Origin of the sequence: Saccharibacillus sacchari (genome assembly GCF_037722395.1) — a bacterium.
GTDB classification, from domain to species: domain Bacteria; phylum Bacillota; class Bacilli; order Paenibacillales; family Paenibacillaceae; genus Saccharibacillus; species Saccharibacillus sacchari_A.
The window spans coordinates 1-14,569 of record NZ_JBBKAR010000005.1 but is presented as its reverse complement, the minus strand read 5'-3'; the positions used below and the strand labels follow the sequence as shown (position 1 = coordinate 14,569).

The 14,569-nt window shown below is 38.9% G+C and carries 2 protein-coding genes; both read right to left on the bottom strand.

The window, feature by feature from the left end:
- The coding region (locus tag WKI47_RS02600; protein WP_340225633.1) for an SDR family NAD(P)-dependent oxidoreductase at positions 1-7,275 on the bottom strand (7,275 nt) is incomplete at its 3' end.
- The coding region (locus WKI47_RS02595; RefSeq protein WP_340225632.1) for an SDR family NAD(P)-dependent oxidoreductase at positions 7,244-14,569 on the bottom strand (7,326 nt) is incomplete at its 5' end. The genes WKI47_RS02595 and WKI47_RS02600, both read right to left, overlap by 32 nt.

Sequence of the window (14,569 nt, the reverse complement as noted above, 5' to 3'; positions counted from 1 at the left end):
CCGAGATAAATCATAAATATTGCCGTAGTCGAAAAGGGAAGTAGTACGTAATGAAATGTCTAGACTCTCATTCAAACTCTGAATCAATTCCAATCCTAATATGGAATCCAAACCATAATCAGTGAATGGCTTTTTCAAGTCCATCTCTTGCTCTGTCATTCTTAATGTTGATTGCAAAAATTGTTTTAAATGTTCCTCTACAAATCCAAGAAGTTCTTTCTCAGATAATGGTCTTTCTACATTATGGTTTTCTTTTCTAAAAGTTAGAACATCGGCACTCAAACCTTCTTTCTGTTCAAAACTCGAATCTTGTTTAATCGTTATTGCTTCAAGCTCAAAATTGTTCTTGATGTAAAGAGAAAGTTCTCTGACGTTACTGTAATCAAATAGCACAGTGGTTTTTAAAATAATGCCAAAGTGCTCATTGATTGCTGAAATAAGTTCCAATCCGATGATAGAATCAACGCCCATTTCTGAGAATTGCTTATCGCTTGTAAGGGCTTCGATCTCTACTTGCAATGCTTGAGAAAGGATCATTTTAACTCGATCTTGAATTTCAGTTTCATTTAACGATTTCTTAGTATTCTGTTTCTGTATTTTGCGAGTTTCAACCGGTTTATCAATTACACTCTCAATTCGCTTTATTGGAATTAAGTTTGATTTTTCTTGTTGTTTTTCTTTTGAATTTATGTTGTAACAACCGTTGCTTTCAGCAATGACAACATGTTGAGTCGAAGCTAATGAATGCTTACGATCAGGGAGGACTGCATTTGTAAACCCTTCTCTTTTTAAGAGATCTGCCCAAGAAGATTCGGAAAGCAGAGGAGAATGTGGAATACGAATGTTGCGGTCTTCAGACTGCCACCATCCTTCTAACAGCCCGAAGGTCATCGTCAAAAAGTCCATTCGCTGCGTTGCTTCATTAATCAAAAGCCAACCATGAGGTGAAATGAGTGATTTTACACGTTCTATAGTTTCACTTATATTTTTTGTGGCGTGTAGAACATTCGCAGCCAACACTACATCATAACTTGCATATGCAAAGCCTTGTTTACTTATGTCTTCTTCTATATTTAACTTTTTGAAATTCAAAAATGGATAGTGGGGGCTAAATTTTTGTTCCCCATATTTTAAAAAAGCTTGTGAAATGTCTGTATACGTATAATCAATATGTTCCTGATATTTTTCTATTCCTTTCAATATCCAGGATGTGGTTCCTCCAGTTCCAGCTCCGATTTCCAATAATTTAATTTTATGTTTCGGGTTTTTCGTCAGACGATTCTCAATATATTTTTTCGTGGCCTCAGTCATTAAACTATGATAATAATCTGTGTTGGCGTTCCCTTTATAAATACCTTCCACGAGTTCCATAGACGAATTTGGGAACAGCACATCGGTTGCTTTCAATTTTCCAGTTAAGACTGCAGGGTAGTGACTTATGCACTGCCAAAGCAGTTCAAGTTGTGGGACGATATCAGGATAAGAGATCATCCATTCTTTCTTTTGTTGTAAAAGTTCTTCCCTAGTCCGAACTTTCAGATTGCTTTTTAACATGATTTCATCATCAATATTTTCTAGATAATCTGCTGACCTTAGAATGTTTAATAAGCCATCGAATAGTTTAGAGTAAAAAGGAGTAATGTTGAGTCGTTTGAAAAGCTCTTTTTTGCTGATTGAGAGCGTTTCTGGTAAGAAAGCACCCATATCAGAAAGAACGTTCAATAACAATTCTTGTCCGAATTTTTCAATCTTTTCAAAGAAGTCTTTGGACAATTGCTGCTGTTCCCCCCCTTGCTCGGGCCAAGTAGAGCGTTCAGCGATTCTTTCTAGGTCAGAATAATTAGAATCTAAAGGGGCAACTTTCATTTTCTTTCCGGCTTCGTCTCCCAAAGCAGACATTACTTTGGCATCGGCCTTAATTGCTATAACTTGACGTATATTTGAAGTCAGTATCCGTTCTATTGCATCCATGCCTTCGGCAGGTTGGATAGAAAATAAGCCCTTGGCAGCAAGTTGCTTTTGATAGTTTTCGCTCGCCACAACTCCTACGCTTCCCCAATACCCCCAATTGATCGTTCTTACCGGGTAGCTTACTCGCTCTCCTATCCAATTTGCTAGAGCGTCCTTATAAGAGCAAGCAGCAGCGTAATTACTTTGGCCACTATTGCCAGAAAGAGACTGGATTGAAGAGAAAAATAACATGAAATCGAGCTCTTCATTTTTGAATACTTCATACAGAATAAGACTTCCTTCTGCCTTGGGACGTATGACAGATAAAAGCGTTTCTTGTTTCATATTTTCTAAACTTTGATCCTCCAGGATGACAGCAGAATGAATCACGCCATTTATCCATCCGAAATGCTGTTTAGCTACTTCTTTAGCCGATTGCATTTGTTTAACATCTGTAAGATCCGCTTGAATATACAAAACTTCGTTTCTTGAAGTTGAAAGTTCTTTGATTTCTTCCTGCATGCTATTACTCAAAGCGCTTCTACCCGTTAATATTATTTTGGCTTTATAATTTCCAATCAAATACTTAGCTAGCTCAAGTCCAATGCCTCCCTTTCCACCCACAATCATATAAGTGCCACCCATTTTAAACTGTGATTTTTCCGATTTTTCAAACTCTGCTGCATACAATGCTCGGGTATAACATCCGCTCTCTCTTATCATCAATTCTTGATTTCCACAAAATTTCATCGTGGCTTGCTCTGCTGCTTTTGTCCATAGATGCTCTGCATTTTTTGAATGGCCTGTGGATATATCGATACATTGCATTGTCCACTGCGGAATTTCTCTTACAACGGCTTTTGCATAACCTAGTACGCCTCCCGCGAAGGGAGAGACTATACAATGATCCAGGGAGAATGCCTGATTAGTAATGATTTTAATTTCGATTTTTTGATCTCGATAACCTTTTGCTAGTAATTCTTGAAGCAAGCGCTGGAAACTGATGACTCCCCTTTCGTGAATCTCATGCAACTTTGTTAGTTCCAACGTGGAATACTCTTCTGGATCAGAAACAAAACCTCCTAAAAAATAGATGAGATCTGGCTTTTCAGAATGTGAGTCTTGATTTTGGTCGAGTGACTTTCCATAATCTCTTACACTAACATCATCCATCTGGTGCTTTTTTTTGATTGCTTGCACCATGACTCCAACATCGGAAGGAGCAACGATATGTACTGTTTTCCGCATGGATGTACTAGAATTTAGAGATTGAGAAGTCAATTTCCATTTCGGAACATAAAAAAAGGACGAAGAAGACTTATTTATGGGCCGCAGGTAAAAACCTCTGATAACGACACCTATCTGTCCGCTTTCATTCATGATTATTATGTCGTATCTATTCTCTGAATGGGCTTCTACGTAAGCATAGACCTTCAATCCAAGTGGCCCATGTTTCTCCAATCTTTCTATATTAAAAGGCAATCCTAATCCCTCTGATCCTATCTCCATTCTGATAGCCAGAATGCTTTGAAGAGCACCATCCAGAATCGAAGGATGAATCTGATGAGGTGTTGGAGATTGAAAATCCCCTCCTTGTATATCAATTAGGCAGAGAGCCTGAGAACCTTTCATCCACACCTGTTTAATAGACTTGAAGAAGGCTCCGTATTTGACTCCTAATTTATCAAACGTGGAGTATATTGTTTCTCTATGAATTTCGCTTTCTGCTTCTCTTATGAATTGAGTAATTCCGATAGGCGGGCATGCAAGCAATCTCTCTCCTAACTTGATCTTGCCTCGAGCATACGATTGGGTTTCCGTTTGATTATCGATCTGTAACTCGAATTCATGACCACTAATTTCACGCTTTAAAGAAAACATGATTTTTTCTTGTTCTTTAACTACTAACGGTTTTAGGAATACTACGTCTTCTAGTGCTATGGATTGCTCATTCTCTAACAAAGATGCCGCCTCTACGGCTATATCTAATATAGCTGCAGCTGGTAAAGTCGGGTTCCCGTAAACCTGATGTTCGTTCATCATTTGATGGTTTGAAGAAATAGGGATGTCATAGACAAGAGCGGCTTCTGAAAGGGATCTGCGAGAATTTAAATGCCCTAAAACAGACGTTTTCTTTTCGATTAACGCCTCAGGTTTAGATGGAGATGCCCAGAAACGCTTTTTAGCAAACGGATAAGAAGGTAGATATATCAGTTTGTTAGTCGATTGGGTTGATTTCCAATCTCCTTCGCTTCCCCACACCCATAATTGAGCAAGTTTATCCAATTCCTGATTCTTATAAATCGAGTGCATGAAGTCAGTTCCTGAAACGCCTGATAAGATCAGCTTCAATGTTTTCTCATTCTCTCTTACATTGCCTTTATAAATTCCTTCTTCTAACCCATAGCCATCCATAAAGTCTGTTAGTTTCTTTATTAAAGAATCGATATCCTCAGCAATAAATGCTACTCTTTCTCCCATGTGCTGACGACCAACTTGTAACGTGTAGGCTATTTCTTCAAGTCTTAGATTCCCCTTTTTTTGCATGATATAAGATCGAAGCTGTTTTGCCTTTTCGTGAAGACGTTCATTGTTTAAAGCAGAAAGTAAAATAATAGATGCAGAAGGACCTTCATCTTCTTCAAAAACATTCTCTTCAGGAGACTGGATATATTCCTCTACTACTATATGCGCATAGGCTCCTCCGAATCCGAAAGAACTTACCCCTGCTCTTCTAGACTCTTCGTTACTGCTTTCCCAAGGAATAACTTCATTATTAATGTATAAAGGAGAACCCTCTAGTTTGATGTAAGAATTGATTTCTTTGAAATTCGGCATCGCTGGAATCTCTTTGTTTTTCAGGGATAGAATCACCTTGATTAGACCTGCTATTCCCGCCGCCCCTTCAGCATGACCAATATGTGCTTTGGCTGATCCAATGGCGCAAAAAGGTTCTCCAGTGATCGAATATGATTTAAATGCTTCTTTAAGCGCATTGATCTCTACAGGATCCCCTAATTTTGTCCCCGTTCCATGGGCTTCAATATATCCTAACGTCTGCGGGTCAATTCTCGAATCTTTCCAAGCGTCTAAAATCACCTTAGCTTCCTGCTTCATACTTGGAGCCGTAATGGATGGTGTATACCCGCCATGGTTAATAGCAGAACCTTTAATCACAGCATGAATTCGATCGCCATCTTCAAGAGCTTGTCTCAAAGGTTTTACAAGAACCGCGCCTACCCCTTCTCCTGGAACATACCCATCGGCCGCATTATCGAAGGTATGGCACCTTCCAGTTTGGGACAATGCACCTATGCTACAGAAATAACGGTAATGATGAGAGCTTAAAAGCAAATTTGTTCCGGCCACAAAAGCCATAGAGCATTCCTTGTTTCGTATTGCTGTACAAGCTAAATGCAGAGCAACAAGAGAGGAAGAACAAGCCGTATCAACAAATAAACTAGGTCCAAGCAAGTTAAAGTAGAAGGAAGGCCTATTGGCTAACATGGTTGACGCGTTGCCTGTTCCGGAATGAGGGTCAACTCGTTTTGGCAGATGGTCCTTATAATCTTGAAAACAAGCACCCACATACATTCCCGTGTTAGTGCCAGCAATCTTACCTGAGTAACCCGCATCCTCTAAAGTGCTATATATGACTTGCATCAACAATCGCATTTGTGGATCCATCATCTCTGCTTCACGAGGAGAAATATTAAAGAACTCAGCGTCAAATTTATCCACTTCGTCAATAAAACTTCCCCACTTGCAGTACATTTTATCGGGAGCATAGGGTTTAGCATCATACCAAGGCTCATAATCAAAATGGTCTTTGGGTATTTCTCTAATTAAATCCTTTTGTTGACGAATATTATCCCAGAAGGTATGTACATCAGGCGAATCCGCGAAAACTCCTGACATCCCAATGACTGCAATATCATGTTCGTCAATCTCCACTTGTTGTGTTGAATCATTGCTAGATACAAACTCAAAATTCCCATTCGCAGCCGATTCCTCTTCATTTTTTACTATTTCATCGATTTTTACCTTTATTTTTGTATCCTGCTTTGTTTCCTGAACATTCAGCTTCTTCTTTAACGCTTCTGCATGATTCTCCAAGAAATAATTCAATAGATCTTTGACATTTTGATATTCAAAAAACAGCGTAGGATATAACTCAATGCTGAGGTCATGCTCAATATCTTGTGCAAGGCTAATTAACTGTGTAGAATCGATCCCTATATCCATGAAATTTTTGTGTTCATCCGACAATCTTTGCCCTTTGGGAAGCAAACGTTCAATGAGACCTAGCAAATATTGCTTCGCTTTAGTCTCTAAACTTACTTGTGGCTTGGTATATTGTTCTCGATCTACATGACTCTTTTCCTCATTCACTCTTTTTGTTTCGTTTTCCTTGTCGTGATTTTGAATACCAACAACAGTTGGATCTACTTTTTTACAGGTCAATCCCTCTAAGAAAAGAAGACAAGCTCCGGATTCATCGCAAATCCATATGTTCACTTCAATAATTTCCGTATTCTTTTTAATTACTTTTGACACCGAATAACATGTTTCTGGCACGCAGCCATAACTTGTGATTTTTTTGACCATCAAGGGGATGAATGTCCCTTTAGGTCTTTCAATCCCACACATGCTGCTCACTATAGAACCATCCATCAAAGAAGGATGAATGAGGTATGACGAATCTTTATATTCTTCAGCTAACTTTAGAGTACTAATGACAAACTCTTCACCCACGCTTACTTTTTTAACTGTTTGCAAAGTCGTACCGTGAACAACCGAAGAATCAGATAAATTTCCGTAAACATCCTTACCTGTCATTTCATTCTTACCGTTTTTCATCAAGGATTTAAAGTCTACAGGAAAAGGCTGTGAATGATTTAAGCTATCCAAAATTTCTGCCGAAGCAGCTCTGCTCCAATCGACATCATTCGATTTTTTATAAAAGCTGATGAAAGATTTGATGTCCGCTCCCTTTTTCTCTACTTCCGTCCGAATATCAATATAGTCATTTGGGGATACAAAAATCGGATTTTCAAAAAGCATTTTTTTGATCTGGACAGGGTAACTTCCCTTGAGACGATGAGCAACATTTAGAGCTAAAGCGCAATGGGTGACTCCTAGCAAAACTTGTTCCCCGAATACGGTATGATCCTTCAAATACGATTCGTTATATTTGAAACTCCAACATTCTTCTTGATTTTTGATGGCGTTCACTTGAAGCATGGCTTGTTCTTTAGATATCTCTTTTTTTTCTAAACGATGCAGAACATGTTTAATGTCCGTCTTCATATTTTTCACTCCCATCCACGATATCCTCTTTTATCATTTGATCGTATGCTTGGTCGACAGAAATTCTGCCATTCTCGATATCATCCAATAATGTAGACATAGATTGAAGCTTGTGTGTATCAAGTCTTATCTGTTCAGTTGCATGTTTGCGATCAGGCCCACTCAATGAGTCGTTCGATCCCCAGCGGTAAGTCGTTCGCTCATATTCGCCTTGTACGATACTCTGTTTTTCACGATTGCCTTTATAAGTATCGGGACCAGATTCTACAATCATATGGCAATTAGTTCCGCCAAATCCGAAAGATGAAATCGCAGCAGTTCGCTTCGCATGAGTACTCTTCCAAGGCTTAAGAGTCTGAATAGGATAGAATGGAGAATCTTCAAATTTAAATCTCGGATGCGGCGAGTGACAATGTAAAGTTGGTGGAATTTCTTTATTACTGATTGCTAATATCACTTTAATAAAACTAGCCACTCCCGCTGCACGAGCCAAATGTCCAATGTTAGATTTAACTGAACCTACAGCGCAGAATTGAGTTTCTGACGTAAATTCTTGATACACTTGCGTAGCTGCTTTGATTTCGATTGGATCGCCAAGAAGCGTTCCTGTCCCATGCGCCTCCAGATAATTTATTTCTTTAGGACTGATTCCACTTTTGATTAGGGCCTTTCTTATAACGTCTTTTTGCCTTTCCAGATTAGGTATTGTAAGTCCCATGGTATGTCCATCATTATTAACTGCTGAAGCAGAAATTACGCCTAAAATGTCATCTCCATCAGTCAACGCTTTTTCATAAGACTTCAAAAGTACTAATCCTCCACCTTCTCCTAAGACAAATCCTTTGGCACGCTCGTCGAAAACGTAACATTTCCCATCATCAGACAACACTTCTGCTTTGCTGTAGCCTACAAATACAGAAGAGTCGAGAAGAAGTTCTATTCCTCCAGCAATCGCCATATCGAGCTCACCATGGATAATGTGCTGACAAGCTTGATGAATGGCTACTAAAGCAGAAGAACACGCTGTATCAATGGTTTGAGAAACTCCTGTCAGATTATAATAGTCAGAGATGCGTGCGGCCATCATGTTAGGTATGGAGTTTACTACAATATGTTTTTGATATTCTTCAGGAAGATTGGATTCTGATATCTTTACGTAGGAGCTAGCCCCCCCACCTAGAATCACTCCGGTGTTGCTTCCATCCACTTCTTCTTTTTTATAACCCGCCCTCGTCCATAACTCGTTAGCAAGTTCAAGCATAATTCTATGCTGGGGATCCATTGTTACTGCATCTTTAGGATCAATACCAAAACGCATAGGCGAAAATGCAAAAGGATCCTTGATGAATCCTCCCCACTTTGAGTAACTTTTGCCCGCCTTTGACTTGTCTGTATCAAAATATGATTCTACATCCCATCGATCACTTGGTACTTCTGTTATTGAATCTTTTGCTTCACGAAGATTATCCCAATACTGCTCTATGCTTTCAGATCCTGGAAAACGGCAAGACATAGAGATCACAGCGACTTTTTGTTTATCAACTGCTGGATCTATTGTTTTATCGCTCATATCTATTGAATACGTAGAGTCCTTAGCTTTATTTAAATCTTTATTCTCGAGAAACATAAAATCCTTCTCTTGATCTACATGTTTAATCAAATCATGATGTTGTTGTGGTTTTACTGTGCCTTTTATCGTTTTACTCAGATGTCGAGCGATTTCTCTTATACTTGGATATTCTATAATGAGATTGGGATCCATTGTTTCACCATAATGACTCTCAAGCTTCGCTAAAAGTGCAATCATCGTGATCGAGTCCACTCCGTAATCCATTAGACGTTCTTCCCTATCTAAATCTCCAATATCAATTTTGAGCATCTGCGAGCATATTTCAGAAATCTCAATTTCAAATTCTTCTGCCGATTGTGGTATAACATTCTCAACAAATGATGTGTTACTGGATTCAGGTTTGATATATTCAGGTTGCTTCAACACGATAACCGGAACTATTTTCTCTCTCTCACCATAAACAGGTATGGATCGTTGTGCTCCCGATATCAGCATCTGTTCCAAGATGTTGATCCCCTCTATGCTTGGCAAAGGTACGATACCCGCTTCTTCTAACTTCTGAAGTTGATGTCTACTATCGATTCCCATGCCTCCATCAGCCCATAATGGCCAATTAATGCTTAAGGATGCTCCTTTTCTGAGCCCTTGCTTTTTGAGCTCATTGCGATAAACTGCAAAATGATCCACGTAACTGTTTGCAAAAGCATAGTCACTCTGCCCCGGATTTCCAACTATAGCAGCCATAGAAGAGAATAGAGCGAAGAAATCCAAATTTTCGTTTGCTAAAACCTCATCCAGGTGATAGGTTCCCGATACTTTTGAGCCAAATACAAGTTCCATTTGCTCCTTGTTCTTCAATATAGCCAATTTATCTAGATTCGATCCTGCTGTTTGAATGACTCCGTCAATGTATCCATACTTTGACTTTATCGAATCGACCAAATGCGTTACATCATCAAGTATCGTAAGATCAGCTTTAATATAAGTAACTTCTGATCCTGTTTTATTCATTCTCTGCATCTGCAACTTTTTCTCGACTGAAAGATCCGATCTTCCAGAAAGAATTATATTGACTTGATATTTGCTCACTAAGTACTCAGATAAGATGAGTCCTATCCCTCCAGCTCCTCCAGCTATCAAGTAGACTCCCTTATCCTTAAACATCGATGGTTTTAAAGATGATAAGGTGCTTTCATCAACCTTGTTTTCTTGAACGAAACGTACATCTTCACTGTAAAAAATAGCTGAATTCTCATCTGCTATACTATTGAGTTCTTCAAGTAACACACGCACGGTAAATTTCTTATTGTCCTGGTCACTATGTCTTAGCTGAACAGTTTTAAAGCTAAATCCATCCATTTCATTTTTTAACGTTTTCAGATAGCTATAAATTGCAGCATATGCAGGTTCTGTAACATAGTTATCTTCAATAAAAGCATAGATTAATTTTGAGTTGCCCTTTTTGTTCTCTTGCAACAGAAGTTGTTGCCAATAGAACAAGGCATAAACTCCATTTTCCAATTTCATTTCCAGCGAAGTATGCTTTTGCAGTAGACCGCATGTCCACAAGTGTATGCTGTGTAAGTAGCTTTTATTTTCCCTTTTCAATTCGAGTAGAAGTCTTCTATAATCCTCAGGATCAGTTGGATTGATTTCATAGAGGTTTTCTCCTAAAAATCCAAAGCCGCTTCCTGGCAATACATATGTGGTTTTCTCAGGATCTAATTCTCGACAATATGTTTCGATAAACTCTAGGTTTGGTACCCATACAAGAACGGATTGTTCAACTTTTGAAATAAAAATATCATTTTGGGGAAGAACTTTATTCACCCAACTTTGCTTGAAAAACACTGTAGATAATTTATCGTTTGGCAATGGTGCTTTTGTGATCGGACGAGTAGCCCTAACTGTAAAATCGTTGAATTTCACTGCGACTTCACCGTTTTTATCCATTATCACAATAGTGAATTTCTTAATTCCTTGTTGTGAATCGGTTTTAGTATTTTGTATAGCGTACACATAACAGCTTGTAGTCAAGGGAAGGAAGCAGTCTACAGAGGCCACTGAAAAAGGTAAGAAGGCCTCCGAAGTGCCATTAGAATTTCCGATCCCTTTGACAGTCTGTAACGCTCCATCGAGAAGCGAAGGGTGTAAGCCATAATCGTAAAACTTGTCTTCGAGTTTTTCAGGTAGCTTAAGGATAGATAAGGCTTCTCTTTCACTTCCAAGTATCTGCTGAACGGGTTGCATAGTTTTTCCATATTCAAAATCGATCTCTGAGAAGGTGCGATAATGCTCTGAACTTTGAATAGAAGTAGACAAGCGGTTCTTTATAGATTCTAAGTCGAAGTTCTCAAAAGAATCTCCGAGAGGCTCGAAAACTAATTTGCCATTCGCATGAACTTTATTGTTTTCACCCAAGATTTGAAATTCAATTATTTCATTTTGTATCGTATTTTTTTCAAGCTTGATCCTCACATGAACTTCAGGTTGTGTAAGCAAAATCGGACTGGCCCAAACCACATTGCGTAAACTAAAGACCTTTTTCCCACTTGCTATTTCTCCTGCGGAACGAGCCATTTCCAAGTAAGCTACACCTGGGAGCATCATCTGTCCCTTTATCACGTGGTCTCGAATATAGAAGTCGTCTAACCTTAAAGTTGTACTAAATAGCGTTTCCTCCAGCGTAGAGATGTTTCGTTCCAACATCGGATGCAATCTTTCCTGATAGCCGGCATCGAGCTTCTGCTGTGTTTTTAAATGTTTTGCAAATTCCGGAATCCAGTAACGCTTTTGAGCAAATGGATACGTAGGTAAGGGAATTCTTCGCGAGCCACCCTCTTTATGAAGAACCTTCCAATCTATAGAACTGCCAGAAACCCATAGTTGAGCTAGTTTCCCGTACTTATGACCTTTAACGATTGTCCGTAAAAATTCTTCTCCCTCTAAGCCGTCTGTCAGCATAAGAGCTAGTTCACTAGCAGACCTACTATTCCCCGTATACAGGTTTTCGTGCTCTCTATCCTCCGTATAAGCAAGCAGAATATTATTCAGTTGTGACCAGTCAGTTGCTACTATTGCTAATCTTTCATCCATTTCTTCCCTGCCGACTTGAAGAGTATAAGCCGCATCTTTTAAAGAGAAATCACGTTCCAATAGGTTTTGTTTTACTGGTGTAACCGAATGCCGTTGCGAGTTCAATGCTTCTTTCATAGCTTTAATCAATAGCTCGGTTAGTTGTTGGAGATTACCACAATTCAACGTCTCAAAACCCTGGATATCCACCTTGAAGTGATCGTTTATTGCATCCGTTAAACGAGAAAGATGAAACGAATCTAAGCCGTTCTCCTCAAATGTTTCATTTAAAGAAATTTCCGTGGGATCAATACTCAACAATTGAGAGCACGCTTCAATTAAAAAATCGTAAATCTCTGTATTTCTAGTTGGCTCAAAAGTATCCGTTTTCATTTTTTCTTTTTGAATGTAGTCGATCAAACGTGACGCGTATTTTTTTAATCCCGATTCGCTCTTAGCCGATAAAATAACAATTTGTTCGGAATTAAAGGCACTTGCGCCTGATACTTCAGGTTGAATATGTTCCTCAATCGCCAAGTGAGCATTAGCTCCACCAAAGCCGAAAGAGCTAACCCCGGCACGAAGCGGAATCCTCTCCCCTTGTTTCTTTTCAATGCTTTCCCAAGAGGTTGTTTCAGTTGAAATTTCAAACGGAGTATCCTCTAAACGTATATAAGGATTAACATTTTCGACATGCAAGCTTGCCGGAATAGTTCTGTGTTTCAAGGATAACAACACTTTTAAAACACCTGCTATTCCAGCAGCCGTTTCCAAGTGACCTATATTAGATTTAACAGAACCGATCTTACATGATTTTCGCTTCGTTAAAGTCAAACCGTGTTTTTTGTATAGGGTAGAGAAGGCATTTTTTAGAGCATTGATCTCTATGGGATCGCCAAGAGCTGTTCCGGTTCCATGCGCTTCTATATATCCTATTGTATCTGGCGAAAAACCTGCCTTCTCATAAGTATCGATTAATACATTCGCCTGTGCGTTAGGATTAGGAGAGGTAAGAGAATTTCCCCGCCCTCCATGATTTACTGAACTCCCTTTAATCACACCATGAATATAATCTCCATCTTCAATGGCTTTATGAAGGGATTTCAATAAAATCACGCCAACGCCTTCACCTCTGACGTAGCCATCAGCTCGATCGTCAAACGTTTTGCATTTTCCATCCGAACTTAACATACCTGCTTTGCTCTCGGAGATATGAAGGGTTGGAGTTAACATAACATTAACTCCACCTGCAATAGCCATCTCACAGCCGCTATGATGAATAGACTCTATAGCCTGATGAATCGCAATCAAAGAACTAGAACAAGCTGTATCAACAGGTTGACTAGGGCCAAGAATATTAAGCAAAAATGAAATTCGATTAGCCAGTACTGAATGAGTCATTCCTGTTAAAGACTGTGGCTGTAAAAAAGGTGTTTTTTCTTTTAAAATTTCGTTATAATCTTGCGTCGCTACTCCTACAAAAAGTGAAGTTCGTGTTCCGGAAAGATCTGAAGGCTTATAACCCGCATTTTCAATAGCTTGCCAAACCATAAGCATGAATAACCGCTGCTGTGGATCCATAAGTTCCGCTTCCTTTGGAGAAATACCAAAAAACAACGGATCGAATTTATCAACTTCTTTCATAAATCCGCCAAACTTGGCGTAGGTTTGATTGGCTTCTTCTTTTGGATCTCCATAATATTCTCGCCAATCCCACCGATCTAAAGGAACTTCTGTAACCAAATGTTCTTTTGCTTTCAGATGTTCCCAGAACTCTTCAAGATCCTCGGATTGAGGCATGATGCCGCTCATTCCGATCACTGCAATAGGTTCATAAGCCTCTTTACTTCTTTCGTCCACTTGATAAAGTTTGCTCTCTTTTCTGACCACATTTTGGCTATTAACAGAATATTGTTGAGGCGCTCTCTTAGTCACTTCAGTATCTCTTTCAAAACCGTAGTAAGAATTCAAAACTTCTGCATGCCGATCTGCGAAATATGTAGACAACGATCTTAGTGTTGGGTACTCGAAAAACAAGGAAGGCATAACATCTAGATCGTATCGCTTATTCAATTCATTGCTGAATCGAGTAAAAGAAATAGAATCAAAGCCAAATGAACTCAACTCTGCATCAAGATTGATCTTATTTTTATCTGTACGCAAAATTTCATGAATAATGGTGATAAGCTCTTTATTGACTCTATGAAATAATCTTTTCTGATTCTCTGCCTCGATCGTGGTATTACTATCTTTCTTCGTATATGTTTGCTCTCTCCCTTTCTTTTCTATCATTCTATCCAACAACTTGATTTTATCACCTTTAATAGGAATGTATTGAACCTCGCTGCCTCTTAATGCTTGTTCCAACAACAACATTCCTTCATTGTCTTCTAAAGCACATAATCCTAATGTGGTGGAGAAGAAATTTTCAGTGAATGGTTCAAGTTTCATTCCTCCATTTTTCCAAAAAGGCCAATTTATCACTACTGTTTTGCCTGTGGCCTTTTGTGCTGAACGCCATTCTCCATAGTAATCCATAAAAGAATTTGCATAAGAATAATCTGTTTGTCCACGATTTCCAACTATTGAAGATAAAGATGAATATAAAACTAAAAAATCAAGTTTTTCATTTCTGGAAACTTCGTCTAGGTAAACTGTCCCTTT